At 71.6% G+C, this 20,914-nt stretch carries 13 protein-coding genes; 3 read left to right on the top strand and 10 right to left on the bottom strand.

Features of this window, described 5'->3' with window-relative positions:
* Positions 1–3: 3 nt before the first annotated feature.
* From QQX13_RS05600 to QQX13_RS05590, 3 genes are all read right to left on the bottom strand, one after another.
* The gene (locus tag QQX13_RS05600) at positions 4–717 is read right to left on the bottom strand and encodes a tyrosine-protein phosphatase (protein ID WP_301152749.1); all 714 of its coding nucleotides are present in this window, start codon (positions 715–717) and stop codon (positions 4–6) included.
* Positions 718–753: 36 nt separating this feature from the next.
* Entirely contained in the window at positions 754–1,914 is a 1,161-nt protein-coding gene (locus QQX13_RS05595; RefSeq protein ID WP_301152747.1) for a cysteine desulfurase family protein, read from the bottom strand.
* An 87-nt stretch (positions 1,915–2,001) separates the two neighbouring features.
* The gene (locus QQX13_RS05590) at positions 2,002–5,223 is read right to left on the bottom strand and encodes an ExeM/NucH family extracellular endonuclease (RefSeq protein ID WP_301152745.1); all 3,222 of its coding nucleotides are present in this window, start codon (positions 5,221–5,223) and stop codon (positions 2,002–2,004) included.
* A 220-nt stretch (positions 5,224–5,443) separates the two neighbouring features.
* Here QQX13_RS05590 and QQX13_RS05585 point away from each other — a divergent pair, with 220 nt between their 5' ends.
* The gene (locus QQX13_RS05585) at positions 5,444–6,271 is read left to right on the top strand and encodes an SDR family NAD(P)-dependent oxidoreductase (RefSeq protein ID WP_301152744.1); all 828 of its coding nucleotides are present in this window, start codon (positions 5,444–5,446) and stop codon (positions 6,269–6,271) included.
* 2 nt (positions 6,272–6,273) lie between these two features.
* Positions 6,274–6,675 carry a hypothetical protein gene (locus QQX13_RS05580; RefSeq protein ID WP_301152742.1) on the top strand — a complete coding sequence of 134 codons (402 nt, stop codon included), beginning with the start codon at positions 6,274–6,276 and terminating at the stop codon, positions 6,673–6,675.
* A gap of 6 nt (positions 6,676–6,681) precedes the next feature.
* On the opposite strand, the gene QQX13_RS05575 is transcribed toward QQX13_RS05580, so the two are convergent.
* From QQX13_RS05575 to QQX13_RS05565, 3 genes are read right to left on the bottom strand one after another with little or no spacing between them, the layout of a single operon-like run.
* Positions 6,682–7,635, bottom strand: a complete 954-nt coding sequence (locus tag QQX13_RS05575; RefSeq protein ID WP_301121012.1) for an electron transfer flavoprotein subunit alpha/FixB family protein — start codon at positions 7,633–7,635, stop codon at positions 6,682–6,684.
* Positions 7,632–8,420, bottom strand: coding sequence for an electron transfer flavoprotein subunit beta/FixA family protein (locus QQX13_RS05570; RefSeq protein ID WP_301152740.1), 789 nt, complete (start codon positions 8,418–8,420; stop codon positions 7,632–7,634). Before QQX13_RS05570 ends, QQX13_RS05575 begins: the two co-directional genes overlap by 4 nt.
* A gap of 55 nt (positions 8,421–8,475) precedes the next feature.
* Positions 8,476–10,884, bottom strand: a complete 2,409-nt coding sequence (locus QQX13_RS05565) for a glycoside hydrolase family 2 TIM barrel-domain containing protein (RefSeq protein ID WP_301152739.1) — start codon at positions 10,882–10,884, stop codon at positions 8,476–8,478.
* Between the two features lie 137 nt (positions 10,885–11,021).
* On the opposite strand from QQX13_RS05565, the gene glgX reads away from it, so the two are divergent.
* Complete coding sequence (gene glgX / locus QQX13_RS05560) at positions 11,022–13,169, top strand: glycogen debranching protein GlgX (RefSeq protein ID WP_301152738.1); 2,148 nt, start codon at positions 11,022–11,024, stop codon at positions 13,167–13,169.
* 63 nt (positions 13,170–13,232) lie between these two features.
* Here glgX and QQX13_RS05555 read toward each other — a convergent pair whose 3' ends face one another.
* The 4 genes from QQX13_RS05555 to QQX13_RS05540 all read right to left on the bottom strand — a co-directional run bounded on the left by QQX13_RS05555 (position 13,233) and on the right by QQX13_RS05540 (position 20,808).
* On the bottom strand, positions 13,233–16,556 hold the full coding sequence (locus QQX13_RS05555; protein ID WP_301152736.1) for a glycosyl hydrolase 53 family protein: 3,324 nt from the start codon (positions 16,554–16,556) through the stop codon (positions 13,233–13,235).
* 390 nt (positions 16,557–16,946) lie between these two features.
* Positions 16,947–17,849 carry a sugar ABC transporter permease gene (locus QQX13_RS05550; RefSeq protein WP_301121002.1) on the bottom strand — a complete coding sequence of 301 codons (903 nt, stop codon included), beginning with the start codon at positions 17,847–17,849 and terminating at the stop codon, positions 16,947–16,949.
* Positions 17,849–19,459: an ABC transporter permease subunit gene (locus QQX13_RS05545; protein ID WP_301121000.1), complete on the bottom strand. Its 1,611-nt coding sequence runs from the start codon at positions 19,457–19,459 to the stop codon at positions 17,849–17,851. The genes QQX13_RS05550 and QQX13_RS05545 overlap by 1 nt, the downstream gene beginning before the upstream one ends.
* Before the next feature lie 101 nt (positions 19,460–19,560).
* Positions 19,561–20,808: a sugar ABC transporter substrate-binding protein gene (locus QQX13_RS05540; RefSeq protein ID WP_301152735.1), complete on the bottom strand. Its 1,248-nt coding sequence runs from the start codon at positions 20,806–20,808 to the stop codon at positions 19,561–19,563.
* Between the last annotated feature and the right edge of the window lie 106 nt (positions 20,809–20,914).

Below are 20,914 nucleotides of genomic sequence, written 5' to 3'. Positions count from 1 at the left end.
CCGTCAGCCGAGCAGCCGCTCCCGCAGCGCGGCGACGTGCGCGGCGCTGCCTCCGTGCGCGAGGAACCAGGTCTCCGCGCCGCCGTAGGCGTCCCACGCGTCGAGCACCACTTCGATGGCGTCCGCCGGTGCGGTGAGGTACGCCGCGGGGATGCGGGAGACGTCGACGCCCGTCGGGGAGCCGGTGGCCTCGCCCGCCCACGCCGCCGCCATGCGGTCCACGACGCCTCCCATGTTGGCGGCCGTGACCACGTAGTCGGCGACGATGCTGTCGCGCGCCGTGCCGATCAGCGCGAGGATCAGCGCGACGGAGACCCCCGTGCGGTCCTTGCCCGCCGAGCAGTGCACCAGCACCGGTCCGTCCTCCACGGCGATGGTGATCGCGACGGCGGCGACCGCGCGCCCGGCATCCCCCGTGATCATGCCCCGGTAGAGCTCGGTCAGGCTGGCGCCCGCCCGGGAGCCCGCCGCCGCGGCGTCCGCGAGCACGGGGATCGCGTGGACCGTGGAGGTGGCCGCGAGCGGATGCCGGTCGCCGGCCTCGACGGGGTCGCGCAGGTCGACCACGGTGGTGGGCGGCCACGGCGCGAGCCCCGCGGGCGCGGCGTCGCCCAGGAACGGCGCATCGGAGCGCCACACGATGCCGGCGCGCAGTCCGGGCACCGCCGCGGCCACGTCGCGCGCGTTGGCGAGGACGGTGCGGGTCTCGAGGGTCATGCGACTAGCAGTACCACGCTCACGTGGGCCACCCGTTCAGGCGCCCGTCGCCGCACGCGCACGCTCGACCGCGCCGGGCAGCGCCGTCAGCACCGCGTCGACGTCGTCGGCCGTGGTGGTGCGCCCCATCGACAGCCGCAGCGTGCAGGCGGCGTCCTCCGCCGACCAGCCCATCGCCTCGACCACGTGGCTCGCCTGCACCACGCCCGCCGTGCACGCCGAGCCCGAGCTCGCGGCGATCCCGCCGGCGTCGAGCAGGAACAGCACCGACTCGGCCCGGGCTCCGGGGATCACCGCGTGGACGATCCCGGGCAGGCGACGACCCGCATCGTCCGGTCCCGACACCGTCGCCCCGGGGACGGCGGCGCGCAGGCCGTCGAGCAGCCTCTCCCGCAGACCCTCGAGACGGTCGCGCTCGGCCACCCGCTCCGCCACCGCATCGTCCAGCGCCGCCGCGAAGGCCGCGGCCCCGGCCGCGTCGAGCGTGCCGGACCGCACCTGCCGCTGCTGCCCTCCCCCGTGGGCGGTGGGCACCAGCGGCAGCCCGCGTCGGGCGAGCAGCGCGCCGACCCCCACGGGACCGCCCAACTTGTGCGCCGAGACGCTCAGCGCCGCGAGACCCGAGTCGCGGAAGTCGACGTCGAGGTGCGCGATCGCCTGGACCGCGTCCGAGTGCACCGGCACCCCGTGGGCGGACGCGAGCTCGACGGCGGCGCGGACCGGCTGCACGGTCCCGACCTCGTTGTTGGCCCACATGATCGACACCGCCGAGGACTCGTGATCGAGCGCGGTGTCGAGCGCGTCGAGGTCGATCGCGCCGTGGGCGTCGACCGGGATCTCGATCAGCTCGGCGTCGCCGCGGGACGCGAGCCACCGCGCGGCGTCGAGCACGGCGTGGTGCTCGACCGCGGAGACGATGAGCCGGCGCGCCGCGGGGTCGGCCGCCGACCGGCCCCAGTGGAGCCCCTTGACCGCGAGGTTGTCGGCCTCCGTGCCCCCCGAGGTGAGGACGACCTCCGCGGGGTCGGCGCCGAGCGCGGCGGCGATCCGCTCGCGCGCGTCCTCCACGATCGCGCGGGCAGCCCGTCCCGGCGCGTGAAGCGACGACGGGTTGCCGAGCCTGCCGGCGGCGTCGATCCACGCCGCGCGGGCGCTGTCGCGCAGCGGGGCGGTCGCGGCGTGGTCGAGGTAGTGCACGGCTCCCAGCGTAGGCCGGGACGATGCCGGGGGCGCGGACGGCGCCCGCCCCCGAGCTGGGGACGGGCGCCGTCGGTGTCGATGCGATCAGATGGTCGCGTGCGCCACGCGGTACAGGAACGCCGCGATCGCGTCACGGGTGATCTTGGCCGTGGGACGGAACGTGCCGTCCGACCAGCCCGTGGTGATGCCCGCCGCGGCGGCCCACTCGATCTCCGTGTAGTAGGTGCTGCCGGGCTGCACGTCCGAGAACGTGGGCGTGGACGGCCCGGTGTATCCCGAGACCCCCAGGTAGCGGTACAGGAAGACGACCACCGCGTCGCGGCTGATCGACGACTTCGGGCGGTACGTGCCGTCCGCCCAGCCGGTGGTGATGCCCTCGGCCGCCATCCACTCGATCTCCGTGTAGAAGGGGTTCGAGGTGGTGACGTCGGTGAAGGTCGGCGTCGTGGGAGCGGTGAACTCGGGCGACCCGGCGAGGCGGTAGAGGAACGCCGCCACGGCCTCGCGCGAGGCTTGTGCCAGCGGACGGAACACGTAGGTGCCGTCCGACTTCTTCCACCCGGTCGAGATCCCGACGGCACCCATCCAGGTGATCTCGTCGAAGAAGGCGGTGAAGTCCTCGGCGCCCGTCACGCCGGAGATGTCGCGGAAGGTGACGCCGGAGGGGCCGGTCGGCTCCTCCGTGTCCCCGAGCGACAGGCCGATCAGCACCGGGTCGTGGTCCGAGGTCCGGTACATGTCGGCCGCGTAGAGGCTCTCGATCTGCTCCGCGGTCTGGTAGTCCGTGTTGTAGTCGAGCACGCTGGGCTCGTCAGCGTTGATGTGGAAGTGGGCCGAGCCGGTGACCTGCTCCGCCATCGAGGCCGAGGCGAAGGAGTAGTCCAGCGAGCCCCACTGGCCGTCGTACACGTAGGAGTAGTCGCCGCCGCCGAGCTCGACGTAACCGGCGTCGCGCAGCACCTGGATCGGGTCCTCCATGCCGTACGAGTTGAGGTCGCCCATGACGATGACGTCGGGGTCGTCCACGCCGGTCGGGTCCGTGCCGAGCCAGTCGACCAGAGCCTCCGCGCCCGCGGTGCGGGTCGCGTTCCAGCAGCTCGCGCCGTCGCCCTGGTCCGCGTCGAGGCCGGTGGCCTCGGTGCAGCTCTTGGACTTCCAGTGGTTGGCCACGACCGTCAGCACCTCGCCCTCGCCATCCACGAAGGACTGCGCGATCGACGGGCGGTTGCGGTCGTCGTCGAACCTCGCGTCGACGGAGCTGTCGAGGACGGCGAACGCGCCCTCCTCCGCGACCGTCGTGGCGTCGTAGAGGAAGCCGACCCGGATGGTGTCGGTGCCCACCACGCCGGTGTCGACGTAGTCGTAGACCTCGGCCCCGAGCTCCTCGTTCATGGCGGCGGCGAGGGCCGCGAGCGGCTCGACGCCGGGCGAGTTCTCCATCTCCATGATGCCGATCACGTCGGCGTCGAGCGCGAGGAGCGCCTGGACCAGCTTGGCCGTCTGGCGCTCGAGCTCGAGCACCGAGTCGGCTCCGCGGCACCCCTGCTCGTAACCGACGGGGCCGCACACGTCCGAGCCCTCGTCGATGGTCAGGAAGTAGTTGAGCACGTTGAAGCTCGCCACCGTGATGTCGCCGCCGACCTCGGGGGCCTCGGTCGGACGCGGGTTGGTCGCGTCGAACACGAACTCCTCGGCGGCCGGGCGCACGCGCCAGGTGTTGCCCGAGGCCGAGCTGCCCGCCCAGGTGTAGGTGAGGACGCCGGTGAGGCCGGAGATGGTGTCGCCGCCGCGCAGCGTGTTGTCCGCGCTCAGCGGGTCGCCTCCGCGTCCCATCGGGTCGAGGTTCTGCGCGTCGAACCCGTCGTCGACCTTGATCTTGTTCAGGTCGTTGGCGGCCTGCAGCGCGATGACGTCCTCGCCCGGGGACACGACGGCCGAGGGCTGGTCGAGGCGGCCCGCCCCGGACACGGTCACCTCGTTGAAACGCCCGAGCAGGTAGATCTCGGTCACGGTGAGCGTCTCCTCGAACGTCACCAGCATGCCCTCGTAGGCCTCGGGCTCGTCGGCGGAGTCGAACGGCAGCGCGAGCGCGGCCGGGGTCACCGTCGCGCCGGTCGCCAGGACCTCGACGTCCGCGTAGCTCACCTGGGTCTGGCCGAAGTACTCGGAGACGGTGCCGGTGACGGCCACCTCGTCGCCCAGGGACACCTCGTCTGCGCCGGCGTTGAACACGAAGATGCCCTCGGAGGTCGCGGCGTCGCCGTCGCCCTCGCCGTCACGCGACTGCACGAAGAAGCCGCGCAGCGCGGGGCTCGCGCCCTCGTGGTCGGCCACCACGACACCCTCGAAGGACACGACCTGGCCCGCGTAGGGGCTGATGTCGGAGTCGCCCTGGATCTGACCGATCGGGATGACGCCCTCGGTGACGGAGAAGGTCGACTCGAACGCCGCAGCCATCTGGTCGGCGTCGCCGTCGAGGTCCTCGACCTTGGTCGGCTCGACGGAGAGGGTGCACTCGGCACCGAGCGCGAGCGCGGCGTCCGGGGTGACCGTGTACTCCGTCGGGCCGCCGGTGACGGTGACCGCGAGGTCATCGGATCCGCACATGAGCGTGAACGCGTCGTTGACGGCGACCGGCTCCGAGAACGTCACCACCGGCGCGACCGTGGTCGGGACGCCGAGCGCGCCGTCCACGGGCGAGACGCTCGACACGGTGGGAGCGGCGTCGACCGGCACCGTGCCGGAGCACGTGGTCGTGTGGGTCCCGAGACCCGAGTGGACCATGTCGCCCGCGTCCGTCCACTCGCCGGCGACGTACGTGGTCGAACCCGTGCAGATGGTCGTGCCTCGCTGCAGCGACACGTCAGCGCCCCAGACCGTGTCATCCCCGAGGGTGCCGAGGATGTCGATGATCGCGCCGTCGTGGCGCAGCACCACGGCGTCGTTGCCGTTGAAGTTCGCGACCCCCGAGGTCACGTCCGCGACATCGAGGATGCTCGGGTTGGCCGAGCCGTTCGCGACCACCCAGACATCGCCGTCGGCGACGGTGCCGGCAAGGTTCAGGGTGGAGGTCGCGCCTGCGCTCTCGAGGCGACCGTTGGAGTAGAGCTCGACCGAGTAGCCGGCGAGGTCGACGTCGGTTCCGGTGCCGTTGAAGATCTCGACGGCCTTGTTGCTGCCGCTCGATCCCTCCACGTACTCCGAGAAGAACAGGTCGGTGGGGGTGTCCGCGGTCGCGGGACTCGCGACCAGGATGGAGCCTGCCAAGGCTCCCAGCAGAGCTGTCGCGGTGATGCGACGTCGCATGGGTTTCTCCTTCATGGGTAGGGACCACGCCACGTTAGGAGCACCGAGTGTCACGAACCTTCCTGTAGAGGAACAGGCACGTAAATCCCTGGTTAATTCTTCGTGACGTCAACATCACAGCGTTCGGCGCCCGCGCGTCGCGCCGTCCGCGACCCTAGCCGCGGACCGACCCGGGACCCTCGCCCGCTACCGTGAGGGGAGACACCTACGAGGAGGTCACGTGTCCGTCTGGTTCATCACCGGCTGCTCCACCGGCATCGGCCGGGCGACCGCGGAGGCGGCCGCCGCCGCGGGCCACCAGGTCGTGGCGACAGCGCGCCGCCCCGAGAGCCTGGCGAGCCTGGCATCGTCCTACCCGGACACCGTCCTGACGCTCCCGCTCGAGGTGCGGGACGACTCCCAGGTCGCCGCGGCGGTGGACGCCGCCCTCGCACGGTTCGGACGCGTCGACGTGCTGGTCAACAACGCGGGGATCGGCTTCTTCTCGACCATCGAGGAGTCTGGCCAGGACGATGCCCAGGAGGTCATGGACGCGAACTTCTGGGGCGCCGCCAAGGTCACCACCGCGCTGCTGCCGCATCTGCGCGCCCAGCGCTCGGGCCACATCTTCACCGTCTCCTCGATCGCGGGAGTGCGCGGCTCCGCGGGCCTCGGCTACTACTGCGCCGCCAAGCATGCGGTGTCGGGGTTCATGGAGGCGCTCAGCGCCGAGGTCTCACACCTCGGGATCCGGGTCACGGTGCTCGAGCCGGGCCCGATCCGCACGCTGTGGATCCCGTCGGGGGCGAAGAATCAGGAGATCCTTCCCGACTATGAGCCCGTGATGAAGCCGTTCTGGGACCGCATCCACGCGCTCCCGGGGAACCAGCCGGGCTCGCCCGCGGCGACCGCGGAGGCCATGCTCCGGCTCGCCGAGGAGCCCGATCCGCCGCTGCACCTGATCTGCGGCGCGCACGCCGTCACCCAGACCCGCGCCAAGCTCGACCGGCTCGGCGCCGAGGTCGACGCGTGGGAGGATCTCTCCCTCTCGATCGACAGGAAGGACTGACCATGGCCGGCATCCCCGGGGGCGAGTCGCTGCACCGCCTGGTCTTCTCCGTGCTCGAGCGCGCGATGCAGGAGCTCGCGTCGGGCGCGACGCTCGATCCGGCGATGATCGCGGAGAAGGGCACGGGTCAGAGCACCATCACCCGCTACGAGGCGGCGACCGTCGAGGCCGGCGTGCGCGCGGCGCGCAAGGGCGCGGGCGCGAGCGGCGCCGAGCGCGTCGCGGTCCGGTGGGACGGCATGGTGAAGGCCGGCGACGAGGACCACCACGCGGTGTACGTGCTCGCCCAGGAGGTGGGACAGCCCCGCTCGCACGTGTTCATCCAGCGCCACACCCCGGTCGGGGCGAAGGTCGAGCCGATCGGCAACCCGGGCTACCTCGGGGAGCAGGACTCGCTGTTCTGAGGCCGCTCAGCCGCGGCGGTGCTCCTCGATGCGGGCGATCGCCTGCGGCAGCACGTCGTTCAGGTCGCCCACCACACCGAAGTCCGCGATCTCGAAGATCGGGGCGTCGGGATCGATGTTGACCGCCACGATGGTGCCCGAGGCCTGCATGCCGCCGCGGTGATGGACCGCGCCCGAGATGCCGCAGGCCACGTAGAGCGCCGGCGTGACCGTGGTGCCGGTCTGGCCCACCATGTGCTCGTGGGAGATCCAGCCCTCGTCCGTCGCGTCGCGGGACGCGCCCACGGCGCCGCCGAGCAGCTCCGCCAGCTCGCTCACCAGCGCGTAGTCGCCGTTGGTGCCGCGACCGCCCGAGACCACCACGGGGGCCTCGGCGAGCGGCACGCCCTCGGACGCCGGCACGGGCTCGACGGAGACGATCGTCTCGGCGACCTCCGGCAGCTCGACGTCGACCACGACGGTGGTCGCGGCGCCGGTCTCCTCGGCGGGCGAGGCGAGAGTCGTGTTCGGTCGCACCGCGACGATCGCCTTGTCGGCCGCGATCCGCGTGCGGACGTCCCAGGTCGCGGCGAACACGGTCTGCAGGGTCTCGACGTGACCGTCGACCAGCTCCACGCCCGCGGCGTCGACCACGACGCCCGCGCCCGTGAGCAGCGCGAGCCGGGTCGCGATCTCCTTGTTCACGAATGTCGAGATCATGAGGACGATGTCAGCGTCCTGCGTTGCGGCCGCGAGCGCCGCAGCGGCACGCGCGGGCTGGCGCGCCTCATCGGCGGCGGGCACCACGCGCACCTCGGCGGCGCCGTGAATGCCGAGCCTGGCGTTCTGCGCGGGATCGGGCGCGCCGCCGAGCCACACGGCGACGGGCGTGCCGAGCGTGCGCGCGAGCGTGATGGCCTCGTGGGTGGGCTGGGTGGCCTCTCCCCCGCGGGCCTCGACCAGGACGGCGACGGTGGTCATGCGAGCCCCTTCTCGATGAGGAAGTCGGCGAGCGCGACGCCGCCCTCCCCCGTGTCGGTGACGGTGACGCGGTTCTCCCGCGGCGGGCGCGGCGAGGCGTCCACCACCACGGTGCGGGCGGCGCCCGCGCCGACGGACGATGCGTCGACGCCCAGGTCCGCGAGCGTCCAGGTGGCGACGGGCTTGGAGCGCGCCGCCATGATGAGCTTGAAGTTGGGGTAGCGCGGCTTGTTCGCCTCGTCGGTCACGGACACGACCGCGGGCAGCGGCGCGGCGACGTTCTCGTGCGCGTCGGGCAGGTGGCGCACGATCGTGGCCGTCCCGTCCTCCACCGTGAGCCCCGATGCGAGCGTGAGCTGCGACCAGCCCAGGTCGGCCGCGAGCGCGGTGGGCAGCATGGACGTGAGCCCGTCGAGTGCGGCCATGCCCGTGATGACCAGGTCGAGCGGCGCCCCGTCGTGGACCTTGCGGACGGCGGCCGCGATCACCGCGGCCGTGCCGAACACGTCGGAGCCCGCGATGCCCGCGTCGGAGACATGGATGGCGTGATCGACGCCGAGCTGCAGGGCCTTGCGGACCGCCGCCACCGCATCGTCCCCGCCCACGGTGAGGGCGTAGACCTCGCCCTCGCCCGCGGCCTCCTTGAGCTGGAGGGCCGCCTCGACGGCGTTCTCGTCGAGCTCGTTCATCGTGCCGTCGTCGCCGGTCCGCGTCACCGCGCCGTCCGTGAAGGACCGCTGGGACTGCAGGTCGGGGACGAACTTGACCGTCACCAGGATGCGCATAGGTGCCAGCCTAGCCGCGGGCGGGCGAACCGCATCCTCCCCAGGGCATCGGCGATCAGCGGACGGCGAGCACGACGCGGGCGGGCTCCATGCCCGGCGCCGTCGCGGTCACCACGATCTCCCCCTGCTCCCCGGCCTCGATCACCGCGAGCGCGCGGCCGTCGAAGGTGTCCCAGGTCGCATCGGTGAAGCGCTCCTCCGTCGACGGGTTCGCGCTGCACATGCCCGCGAGCGTGCCGGCCCCGTCCACGGTCACGGTGACGGGCACATCGGCGTCCATCACGAGCACCCCCGCCGCGTCCCGCAGCTCGATCGCGACGTACGCGAGATCGCGCGCGCCCGCCGCGAGCGCGGTGCGGTCGGCGGACGCGGTGAGCGCCGGCTCGGCCGCGGTGACCAGCGACGTGCGCCCGACCTCCGCCCCTCCGCGCAGGGCGACGGCGACCAGGGTGCCGGGGCGGTACTCGATGTCCAGGTCCGCGACGCGCGGCATGCGCTCCCCGACGGGGGCACGGCCGACCTCGACGCCGTCGAGCTCGAGCACCACCTCGTCGGCGTCGGCGTAGACCTCGACGGCCACGGCCGCGCCCTCGAAGCCCCGCCACGTCCAGCTCGACACGGTGTCCGACCAGGCCCACGGGGTCGCGAGCGCCACCGTATGCGCCGCGCGCGAGGGACGCCGCACCGCGATGCAGGGCTCGGTCCGCAGCCCGAACACGATCTCGCGGTAGAAGGACACGGGGCGCCGCCAGCCGGTGAGGTCGAGGTCGCCGCACCACGCGGTGAGATAGGGGTACTCCCGCTCGAGCCCGACCAGCTCGGGCTTGTCCTCCGCATACGCGACCGCGCCGATGCCGACCTCGCCCAGATAGTCCCACCCGGTCCAGGTGAAGTCGCCGATCACGTGCGGGTGCTCCTCGACCAGCGGCCACAGCGTCCCGATCTGCGCGGGGAAGGTCTCGGAGCCGACCAGCACGCGGTGCGGGTGGAGCTCCGCGTCGAGCGCGTAGCGCGAGTCGGCGTAGTTCAGCCCGACCACGTCGAGCGCCGCCGCGGACTCCTCGATGCGCCGGGTCGCGGACTCCGAGGCGGACAGCGCGTTGAACGGCTGGTCGGGGTTCGCCATGCCCTCGTTGAGCCCGGCGTTCGTCGCGACCTCGTCGAGCACGGCGAGCGCGACGTTGATCCCGTTGGTGACGGGCCGGGTCGGGTCGAGCGCGCGCACGTGCTCCGCGAGCTCGCGGTTGAGGGCGGCCCCGTGAGGGGTGCCGACCTCGACGATCTCGTTGCCGATCGAGTACATGATCACGCTGGGGTGGTTGTAGTCCTTCGCGACCAGCGCGTCGAGGTCCTCGCGCCACCACCGCGGGAAGTCCAGCGAGTAGTCCATCGTGGTCTTGCCGCGCGTCCACATGTCGAAGGCCTCGTCCATCACGAGCATGCCGAGCCGGTCGCACGCGTCGAGCATCGCCGGCGACGCCGGGTTGTGCGCGGTGCGGATCGCGTTGAAGCCGGCCTCCTTGAGCAGCGCGATCCTGCGCTCCTCCGCGCGCGGGAACGCGGCGCCACCGAGCGGCCCGTTGTCGTGATGGATGCAGGCGCCTCGGAGCAGCACGCTCTCACCGTTGATGCGCAGGCCGCGGCGCGGGTCCACCGTGACGGTGCGGATGCCGAACGGGACGATGCGCGGGTCGGGGTCGACCTCCGGCGACGCGTCGCTGTCGAGGGAGACGGTCGCGACGTGGAGCGACGGACTGTCCGCGCTCCACAGCGCGGCGTCGACCAGGTGGTACCGGTGCCGGACCGTGGTGACCGCTCCCGGGGCGAGGGTGACGGGGCTGGAGTCGGCGTCGAGGCCGGCGCCGTCGGGCGCATCGATCGCGCTCTCCACGCGGGTGGTCGCAGTGCGATGGCCCGCGTTCGCGACCGTCACGGCGACCTCCACCGCGGCGACGCCCGCGTCGACGCCGAGCGTGGTGACGCGGACCCCGTCGGGGGCGACATGGATCAGCGGGTCGACGTGCAGCACCACCGGCCGATGCAGGCCGGCGCCCGAGTACCAGCGGGAGTCCTCGCCGGCCCGGGTCTCGATGCGCAGCTCGTTGGCGCCCTCCACCAGGAACGGCGTGAGGTCCACCCAGAAGCGCGCGTACCCCTCCGCCCGCGAGCCGGCGAGCTGGTCGTTCACGAACACCTGCGCGTGCCGGAAGGCGCCCTGGACCTCGAGGCGGACCACCCGGTCCGCCCAGGCGGCGGGGACGTCGAGGCGGCGCCGGTAGCTGACGGCGGCGCCCGGGTGGTAGGCGGCGGCGCCGCGCGCCGGCACGTCGGGCGATCGTTCGAGCCCGCGCATCGCATCGTGCGGCAGGGACACCGCCGCATCGTCCGCCGGGCCGCCGATCGCGGCGAAGGGTCCGCGGAAGGGACCGCAGGTCCATCCGTCCGTGAGCGTGAAGGTCGCCATCGACTGTCTCCTCGGGTCGCGGGCCGCCGGGCCCGTCCCTAAATCCTAGTGCCCGCACGGCTTTGACGCGACCCACCCCCACAACATCGTTGTCGCCCCTCCTGGGAAGCGTCACAGCCACCATGCACAATAGGCCCATGACCTCCCCCACCGTCGCCCCCTCCCCGAACCCGCATCGCCTGGGTGTCCACCTGGTCGAGGGCGGCGCCGACGTCGCGGTCTTCGCCGCGCACGCGACGGCGGTCCACCTCTGCCTGTTCGAGGGCGACGACCGCACCGAGACCCGCATCGCCCTCCACGGCCCGGTCAACGGCATCTGGCACGCGTTCGTCCCCGGCATCAGGGCGGGGCAGCGCTACGGGTTCCGGGCCTCGGGCCCGTGGCAGCCCAAGCAGGGCCACCGCTACAACCCCGCGAAGCTGCTGCTCGACCCGTACGGCCGCGGCATCGAGGGGCGCATGGCGGCGATGACGGAGATGGGCTCGAAGGCGCTGCTCAGCAGCCGCGACGCGACCGACTCCGCGCCGCTGATGCCCCGGTCCGTGGTGACCGAGAAGCCGTCCGGCCCCTGGCAGACGCCGCACCCGCGCGTGCCGTGGACCGACACGGTCATCTACGAGACGCACGTCAAGGGCTTCACCAAGCTCATGCCGGGCGTGCCCGAGGAGCTCCGCGGCACGTACGCCGGCCTCGCCCACCCCGCCGCCATCGAGTACCTCCAGGGGCTCGGGGTCACCGCGGTCGAGCTGCTGCCGATCCACGCGTTCGCACCCGAGCCGCACCTCGAGCACGGCGGGCTGAGCTCCTACTGGGGCTACTCGACGCTCGGGTTCTTCGCCCCGCACGCGCCCTACGCGACCGAGGCCGCCCGCGCCGCCGGCGCGCAGGCCGTCCAGGACGAGTTCTGCGGCATGGTCGACCTGCTGCACCAGGCGGGCCTCGAGGTGATCCTCGACGTGGTCTACAACCACACCTGCGAAGGGTCGAGCTCGGACCGGGTGCTGTCCTGGAAGGGCCTCGACAACCACCTCTACTACCGCAGCCAGCCGCACGCGCCGCAGCACTACGACGACACCACGGGCACCGGCAACACCCTCGACTTCGGCGTCTCGATCGTCACCAAGATGGCGCTCGACTCGCTGCGCTACTGGGCCACCGAGATGCGCGTCGACGGCTTCCGCTTCGACCTCGCCGCGACGCTGGGCCGCACGGGTCAGGGCTTCTCGAGCAACCATCCGTTCCTGGTGGGCCTCGCGACCGACCCCGTGCTCGGCAGCCTCAAGCTCATCGCGGAGCCCTGGGACATCGGCCTCGGTGGCTGGCAGGTGGGCAACTTCCCGCAGCCGATGACGGAGTGGAACGACCGCTTCCGCGACTACGCGCGCTCCTTCTGGCTGCAGCAGGGGGCCGCCCACGCCGGGCAGCGCCATCACCCCAGCGCGCCCGAGCTCGCCACCCGGATCGCGGGCTCCTCCGACCTGTTCGGCCACTCGGCGCCCTACGGGATGCGCGGCCCGATCGCGTCGATCAACTTCGTGACGGCCCACGACGGCTTCACCGCCCACGACCTCACCGCCTACAACGGCAAGCACAACGAGGCCAACGGCGAGGACAACCGCGACGGGACCGACAACAACCGGTCCTTCAACCACGGCGTCGAGGGCGCGACGGACGACGAGGCGATCCTGCACGCCCGTCGTCGCTCGCTGCGCAACCTGCTGGGCACCCTGCTCATCTCTGCGGGCACACCGATGCTGCTGGGCGGCGACGAGTTCGGGCGCAGCCAGGGCGGCAACAACAACGCGTACTGCCAGGACAACGAGATCTCGTGGTTCGACTGGGAGCACGACGACTGGCAGGTGCGCCTGCGGGAGTCGATCGCCGAGCTGATCCGGCTCCGCCGCGAGCACGCGGTGCTCAAGCCCGGGCGCTTCTACGACGGCGTCGACCGCGACCCGACCGACGCGCTCTTCCGCGCGGACTCGGCCTGGTTCCGCGCCGACGGCGAGCACGAGGACGAGGACTGGTGGGAGAGCCCCGAGACCCGCGTCGTGCAGTTCATGCGCTCGCTGTCGCGGCCCGAGGAGGCCGATGCGCTGGTGATCATCAACGGAGACGACGAGGAGGTCGACGTGACCATCCCGTCCGACCAGGGCGCGCCCTGGCACCTCGCCTGGGACAGCGCGTGGGATGCGCTGGACGAGCGGGACGGCGCGGAGGTCGCGCCGGGCGCGACGCAGACCCTCGAGGCGCTGTCGCTGCGGCTGTACCTGACGAGGCCCTGACCCGCGGACGACGGCCGAGGTCCCCGGAGCGCCTGCCCCGGGGACCTCGGCCGCTCGGGTCCGCTAGCCCTTCTTCGCGAGCCCCGGCGGCGTGCGGTCCTCGAACTGCGGCTTGAGGACCAGGTCCGCCACTGCGGCGGAGACGGCGTCCGCGGCCGCGTCGACGGCGCCCTGATCGAGCGCGCTCGCCGCGAGCAGCGGCTCCGCCGCGTCGACCGCCTGATCGAGGTGCCGCAGCGAGGCCGGCGTGTACAGGGGCCGTCCGACGGCGTCCGCCACGGCGAGCACCGCCGTCAGCTCCTCGACGTCCGCCGGCGCGATCTCGAGAGCCGCGAGCGCGTTCTCGATCTCCACGGTCGCGGCGTCCAGCGCGACCTGGGTCGGCGCGTCCGCGCCGAGCACCACCCGCGCCCGCGCGACGGCGAGGTCGAGCACCGCCACCGACTCCGCCGTGTGGACGGCGCGGTCGACGGCCGCGGCGTCCGCCAGCGCGACCTCGAGCGCGGCGGGGTCGCCCGCCACGGGGCCGTCGAGCGGCTCGAGGACGAAGTCGTCGGCGAAGCCCCACGCGCCATCGGCGAGGCCGCCCGCGAGCCCGACCACGAGCGTCCCGTCGGCCCCGACCGTGACCTCGACTGCGTGCGGCATCCATGCGTCCCAGGCGCCGAACACCACGGGCACGGACCGGTCACCCGCGATCAGCGCGAGCGTGTGGGTGCCGCCGCCCTGGAGCTGCGCCGTGAGCCGGTAGTCGCCGGGAGCGAGCCCGGTGATGCCCTGCGTCGCGCTGACGGCGATGTCCGCGCCATAGCCGTTCCACAGGTTCAGCGAGTACGACCCCTCGTGTGGCCCGTTACCGGTGACCCAGAACGTCGCGACCGTGCTGTCCGGCCACGGGCTCGCGACCAGCTCCCACGGCGTGACGTCGGAGTCGCCCTTCTCGAAACCGCCGTTCGCGATGAGCACCGGCGCGGTGACGGTCACCGCCGCCACGGCGTCCAGACCGCCGGCCGTGACGCCAGGCACCGGGTACGTGCCGGGCGACGTGATCAGGTCGAGCACGTCCGCCCACGTGACGGTGTCCGTGGAGGTGGTGTCGTCGTACGCGCGCACCGTGACCGTGCCGGGCAGCTCGATCGCGTCCCCGAGCACCACGGCGACGCTCACGGGGTCGACGGTGGGGGTCGGGATGGTGCCGTCGCCGTCCTCGAGGCCGTCGATCGCGGCGAGGATCGCGCCCGTGGCCCCGTCGACCGAGGCCTGGCCGGGCGCGGACGACTCGAGGATGAACTCGCCGCGCGCGAGCGCACGGGTGAGCTCGAGGAACGACTCGGCGGTGTGGTCCGCGGCGTCGTAGCCCCCGCCCGCGGCGATCGCGGCCTCCAGGGCGGCGGTGTCGGCCACCGCCGACTCGGACTCGGCGACCAGCTGGAAGTCGTCGATGGTGCCCCATGCGCCGGCCGTGAGGTCGAACGTCGCGGAGACGGTGACGGTCGCTCCCTCGACCACCGAGATCACGTCGGTGACGGGGTTCTGCCAGTTGGTCCAGTTCGCCAGCGTGAAGTCGGCGCTCTCGGACGCGATGCCCGAGGACACCGTGATGTAGGTGTGCTCGCCGTCGACCGCGGTCCGTCCCTGGGCGAACGCCGAGAGCCGGTAGTCGCCCGCGGGCACGCCCGTGATCTCCTGCTCGATCGTGAAGGTGAAGGCCGACCCGCTGTAGAAGTGCGTCGAGCGGGTGCTGCCGTCGTGCGGGTCGTCGGAGGCGCTGATGGTGTACCCGGATCCGGTCCCGGTCCAGGGCGCGACGCCGTCCTCGAATCCGGGGTTGACCACCAGGTTCACGCCCTCGGTCGCCGAGCCCAGGACGGTCACGGTCGCGGTGGTCGCGAACCCGTCCGCGGTGGTGCCGGGCACCTCGTAGGTGCCGGGACCGACGATCCACTCCGCCTTGGCTCCCCACGTGACCGGCTGGTCCTCGGAGGTGCCGTCCGTGTAGGCGACGGACACGGTGGAGGGGAGAGTGATCGGGTCGCCGTCGATCACCGTGAGGGAGGGCGCGCCGATCGCGTCGACCTCGCGGGGAGCGACGGTGCCGTAGCGCGCGTAGTCGAACACGCGGAGCGACTCCAGCGGGTGGCCCTCGAAGTCGAACAGCGCCTGGTTGTCCCAGGAGGAGCCGCCGTACCAGGTGCCCGCATCGGTGCTGTACTCGCCCGCGTAGGACGATGCCCACCCCGAGCCGAACTCCTCCCACAGCGCCTGGTTGGCGGCGAGCTGGTCGGGTGCGCCCACCGGCAGCCACGCGGGCTCCCAGTAGAAGACGCCCAGGCCAGCGTCGCCGACCTTCACCGTGGCGTCGATGACGTCGCGCACCGCGAGCGCCTGCCCCTGCACGGTCGAGCTGTACTTGTCGCTCCGGGTCGCCTCCCGGATGGTGTTCTCCCAGCCGTCGCCGTCCTCGAGCGTGTAGTTCCAGGAGGTCTCGGCGACGATCACGTCCTTGCCGTAGGTGTCGGCGACGCCCTGGAGCTGCGCGGTGAGGTTCTCGAGCGTGCCGTGCCAGTAGGCGTAGTAGGAGCTCGCGAACACGTCGTAGTCGATGGGCTGGACACCGTCGGTCGCCGGGTCCGTGTCGTAGCTCGCGAGGCTCGCGGCGAGGCTGCCGTAGTTGCCGCGCTCGGGGTTGGTGAAGTGGACCGCGATCCTGACGTCCCCGCCGAGCGTGTCGCGGACCGCCCGCGACCCGGCGTCGAACAGCGGCGCCGACGCGGGCCAGCTCTCGCCCGACAGCTGCAGGTTGGAGGTCTCGTTCCCGATCTGCACCATGCCCACATCGACGCCCTCGTCGGCCATCATCTGCAGGGTGTCCTGGGTGAAGGCGTAGAGCGCATCGGCCTTCTCGGCGGCGGTCATCCCGACCCACGCCTTCGGCACCGGCTGCTGGCCGGGGTGCGCCCAGAAGTCCGCGTAGTGGAAGTCGACCAGCACCTTCATGCCCGCGGCGGTGGCGCGCTTCCCGATCTCGGTCGCACGAGCCGGGTCGACGTTGCCGCCCCCGTAGCCCTTGGTGGCGTCGGTGCTCAGGTACGGGTCGTTCCACACCCGGATGCGGACGTAGTTGATCCCGGCGTCGGCCATCACGTCGAAGAGGTCGGCCTCCTGGCCGTCGAAGTCCGTGAACGTCACCCCCGACTCCTCGAGCGAGAGGATCGACGAGACGTCGACGCCGTTCATGAAGTCCGCGGGCAGGTTCTCGACCTTCGGCACGGTGATGCCGGCCGCGACCGGCTCGTCCACCTCCGCGGTGGCGGGTCCGGAGACCGCGACCAGTCCTCCCAGCGCGAGCGCGGCGGCGGCCGCCCCTGACGTGAGCTGTCGTCTCATGTTGCCTTCCCTGTGATCGACGGTGATCGAGCGCCCTGAGGGGCGCGGCTGCCGAGGAGTGTCCCCGGCAGCGGGTGGAGCGTGCGGCGGGCCCGGGGGTGATCGCACGACCGTGTGCGACCGCTCCCGGCCTGTGACCGTTCCCAACGTAACACGGAACTGTGACCGCTCACGGGGTGAGGCCGCACATTCGTGACCATACTGTTACCGGTCCCACACGAGCGCGGCGAACGATAGGGACCCGCGCATCGTCCCTCGCCACACACGCTCAGCGAAATGGAGGATCGGCGCACGAGACCCGTCGGTTTCGTGCGCCGATCCTCCATGACGCTCGCGAAGCGCCGCGCGGGAGGCGGCTCGACGCAGGCCGGAGCCCGTGGACCGCTGCGGTCAGCCCTTGACGGATCCCGCCGTCAGGCCGCCGACGATGTACTTCTGCAGCGCCAGGAACAGGATCAGCACGGGCGTCGCCGCGATGATCGTGCCCGCGGAGAAGATGCCCCAGCGCGCCGTCAGCTGGTCCGACACCCACTGGTACATGCCCACCGCGAGCGTCCAGTTCTCCTGCTTGACCAGGATGATGCGGGCCAGGATGAAGTCGCCGAACGCGGACACGAAGGCGAGCAGGCCGACCACCGCGAGCACGGGGCGGACGAGCGGCATGATCATCTGCCAGAAGATCTGCGAGTGCGTCGCGCCGTCGATCTTCGCGGCCTCGTCCATCTCCTGCGGGATGGAGTTGAAGAAGCCGTACATGAGGAACGTGTTCGCGCCCAGCGCGGTGCCCAGGTACACGCAGATCAGCGCCAGCTTCGAGTCGATGCCGAGGGCCGGCACCACGTTGCCGAGCGCCAGCAGCAGCAGGAAGACCGCGACGAACGCGACCGTCTGCGGGAACATCTGCAGGATCAGCAGGCCGGTGAGCGAGAACCGGCGTCCCTTGAACCGGAAGCGCGAGAAGGCGTAGGCCGCGGCGGCGCCCATGAGCACCGCGCCGATCGCGGCGGCGATGCCGATCATCAGGGTGTTGCCGACCCAGGTCCAGAACAGCGTGTCGTTCAGAGCCGCGAAGTTGTCGAAGCCGACCGAGGCGAACAGGCGCTCCGTGCCTGCCAGGCTGCCGCGCGGCGACAGCGAGGCCGAGAGGACGAACACCAGCGGGAACGCCGAGTAGAAGATGATCAGCAGCGCGAACGGGTACTTCCAGCCGACCTCGGCCCACCAGCGTCCGCGCCGGCTCGGTGCGCGACGCTTGGCAGCGGGGGCGGTGGGCTCGGTGGCGGTGGCGCTCATCAGAACTCCTCCAGCTTCTTGGTCTGACGGAAGGCGATCGCCGAGACGGCACCCACCACGATGAACACGACGACCGACAGGGCGGCGGCGAGGCCGTAGTCGGCCCGGCCTCCGGCGACGCCGGAGATCTGGTAGATCGCCGAGATGAGGATGTCGGTGGCGCCTAGCGGCACGCTCGTATCAGGGAAGCGTGGACCGCCGTTGGTCAGCATGTAGATGATGGTGAAGTTGTTGAAGTTGAAGGCGAACGACGCGATGGCCAGCGGCGCGGTCGACACCATCAGCAGCGGGAAGGTGATCGAGCGGAACTGGCGCCACTTGCCCGCGCCGTCGATCTTCGCGGCCTCGATGGTCTCGGAGGACAGCGACTGGAGCGCGCCCGTGCAGACCAGGAACCAGTACGGGTAGCTGAGCCACAGGTTCACGAACAGCAGCGAGAACTTCGCGAGCCACGGGTCGCCGAGCCAGTTGATGTCGGCGCCGAAGAAGAACCACTTGTTGATCACGCCGAACTCGGGGTTCAGCATGCCGCGCCACAGCAGCGCGGTGAGGAACGCCGGGAAGGCGTACGGCAGGATGAAGAGCATGCGCATGGTCTTCTTGCCGCGCAGGCGGTCGTCGTTGTAGATCAGCGCGAAGAAGAGGCCGAGCAGGAAGCTGGTCGCGACGGTGAGGAACGCGAAGGCGAAGGTCCACACGGTGACCCTCAGCAGCGGCTTCGCGAGGTCGGAGTCCGTGACGGCGCGCACGAAGTTGTCGAAGCCGACGTTCACGATGTAGCCGACCGGGAGGGTCGACCCGTCGTCGCCGACGAACGTGCCCTCCTCGTTGGGCGTGTAGACCACGCCGGTGTCCGTGTTGGTGAGCGTCTCCGTCTCAGCGTCCCACTCCAGGGACGAGCGGTAGATCGACGCGGTCGATCCCTCGCGGGTGCGCAGCGAGCCGTCGTCGGCCTCATCCGAGACCGGCACGCGGAGCGCCGTCACCTCCTGCGCGAGGGCCTGGTCCGAGAGCAGCTCGGCGCGGGGCACGATCTCCCAGCCCGGGACCGACGCGGGCCGTCCCGAGTCGTCGACCGTGGCGTCGGCGACCTCGGACAGGGGCTGCTCCTCGGTGCCCACGCTCACCGTGCCGTCGTCGCCGATCGCGAATCCGAGGGTGTCGCCGTCGCGGACCACGGCGATCGGGTACACGGGCGAGCCCTCGACCTGGCGCTCGTCCTGGATGAGCGCCGACTCGACGGCCTGCGCCTGGGACACGTTGTGCCCGGCGCCGTAGTTGGTGGTCGCGACGTACGCGGTGTACGCCATCACGAACACCTGGAAGACCAGGAGGAACACCAGGCCCGGGTAGATGTACTTGAGCGGCAGCATCCGCTTCGAGAAGTACACCCAGTCGGCGACGATCAGGAAGATCACCGAGATGGCGAGGATGTTCCACGCCTGCGCGTTCCACGCGGACATGATGATCGCCACGCCGAGCGCGTTGACCAGCATCATCAGCACGAGCTTGACGATGAAGCCGACGCCGAAGCCGCTGATCTGCCTCGCATGCGACTCGCGCGGCCGCTGCTGCGGCTCCGCCTGAGCCACGTCCTGTCCGGTGGACATCCCGTCTCCTTCGATCATCCTCAGCCTATGGGGTGCGATGCCTGCCTGCACCGCGACCGTGGGGCGGGGCGGAAGCCGCCCCGCCCCACGGCGATGGAGTGTCAGCCCGCGAGGGCCGCGGTCAGGTCGTCGACCATCTTGGTCCAGGTCGCCTCCGGGTCAGCGCCCTTGATGATCGCCGACTCGGCGGCGTTCCAGAAGTCCCACACCTGGCCCATCTCGGGGATGTTCGGCATCGGGACGCCGTTCTCGGCCGAGGCCTGGAAGCCCGCGATCGCGTCCGGGTAGGGAGCCGAGGCGGTGTCCACGCCCTCGAAGGCGGGGAGACGCGGGTCGGCGTCGTAGAGCGCCTGCATCGCCTCGGTGGTGGCGACGTAGTTGGTCAGGAACTCGTTCGCCAGGAGGGCGTTCGCCGACTGCGAGGAGACGTAGAAGCCCTGGACGCCCACGAACGGAGCGGCGGTCTCGCCACCGGCCGACGGCGCGGGGTTGACCACGAAGTTCACGTCGGTGAAGTCACCGAGCGCCCACGGGCCCTGGATCGTGTACGCGCACTTGCCCGAGTTGAACAGCTCGTTGTTGATGGCGTAGTCGATGGTGGTCGAGAGGTAGCCCTCGCCCGCCTCGCCGTTCTCCGAGAGCCAGGTCGCGAAGGCCGTGCCGGCGTCGCCGCCCATGCCGACCTCGGAGGTGTACGAGCCACCCTCCTGGACGAACACCGGGGCGCCGAACGAGGTCTGGAACGGGTACATGTTGTAGCCGTCGCCCACCTCACCGTTGGTGGTGATGCAGAAGGGGCGCTCCGCGCCGGAGTCGATGCCGTTCTGGATCATCTCGTCCCACGTGGCCGGAGCCTCCTCGCCGACCAGGTCGACGTTCTGGACCAGCGCGATGGCCTCGAGGGCGTACGGCATGCCGTACTGCTGGCCGTCGTAGCTCATGGCGTCGAGGCCCACCTGGGCGAAGCTCGAGGCGTTGGCGCCGAGGTCGACCGTGTTCACCACGCCGCCCTCGACGAGCGCGCCCAGCCAGTCGTGCGCGCCGATGGTGATGTCCGGGCCCTCACCGGTGGGGACCTGGGCGAGGAAGTCCGCGCGGATGTCCTCGAAGTTCTTCTGAATCAGGGTGACGGTCGCGCCGGTCTCGGCCTTGAAGGTCTCCGCGGCGGCGGCGACCGCGGGCTCGCGGTTCTCGTCGACCCAGATGGTGAGCTCGCCACCGGACATGGCGGGGGTGGTCTCGGAGGCCGCCGGCGACGACGTCTCCTCGGTGGAGCCGCCCGACGAGCAGGCGGCGAGCAGGGCAACGGTGGTGGCCATCGCGGCCGCCATTCCGATCTTCTTACGCATGGATCTTCCTTCCAGAGAGAGGGCCACATCGCGCGCCTCTGGCGAGTTCGCGTCTTTGCGACTGGGTGGTGCGTGGGTGGGGTTGTCAGCGACCCCGTGCAGCCTA

This window comes from Demequina lignilytica (assembly GCF_030418375.1).
In the GTDB taxonomy this organism is placed as follows: Bacteria; Actinomycetota; Actinomycetes; order Actinomycetales; family Demequinaceae; genus Demequina; species Demequina lignilytica.
This window is presented reverse-complemented; position numbering and strand designations above follow the sequence as displayed.

Excerpts from the sequence above, each read along its gene's own strand:
- QQX13_RS05540 (WP_301152735.1), bottom strand. The coding sequence starts at position 20,808 with ATGCGTAAGAAGATCGGAATGGCGGCCGCGATGGCCACCACCGTTGCC.
- QQX13_RS05565 (WP_301152739.1), bottom strand. The coding sequence starts at position 10,884 with ATGGCGACCTTCACGCTCACGGACGGATGGACCTGCGGTCCCTTCCGC.
- QQX13_RS05575 (WP_301121012.1), bottom strand. The coding sequence starts at position 7,635 with ATGACCACCGTCGCCGTCCTGGTCGAGGCCCGCGGGGGAGAGGCCACC.
- glgX (WP_301152738.1), top strand. The coding sequence starts at position 11,022 with ATGACCTCCCCCACCGTCGCCCCCTCCCCGAACCCGCATCGCCTGGGT.
- QQX13_RS05550 (WP_301121002.1), bottom strand. The coding sequence starts at position 17,849 with ATGAGCGCCACCGCCACCGAGCCCACCGCCCCCGCTGCCAAGCGTCGC.
- QQX13_RS05600 (WP_301152749.1), bottom strand. The coding sequence starts at position 717 with ATGACCCTCGAGACCCGCACCGTCCTCGCCAACGCGCGCGACGTGGCC.
- QQX13_RS05580 (WP_301152742.1), top strand. The coding sequence starts at position 6,274 with ATGGCCGGCATCCCCGGGGGCGAGTCGCTGCACCGCCTGGTCTTCTCC.
- QQX13_RS05545 (WP_301121000.1), bottom strand. The coding sequence starts at position 19,459 with ATGTCCACCGGACAGGACGTGGCTCAGGCGGAGCCGCAGCAGCGGCCG.
- QQX13_RS05555 (WP_301152736.1), bottom strand. The coding sequence starts at position 16,556 with ATGAGACGACAGCTCACGTCAGGGGCGGCCGCCGCCGCGCTCGCGCTG.
- QQX13_RS05570 (WP_301152740.1), bottom strand. The coding sequence starts at position 8,420 with ATGCGCATCCTGGTGACGGTCAAGTTCGTCCCCGACCTGCAGTCCCAG.
- QQX13_RS05590 (WP_301152745.1), bottom strand. The coding sequence starts at position 5,223 with ATGCGACGTCGCATCACCGCGACAGCTCTGCTGGGAGCCTTGGCAGGC.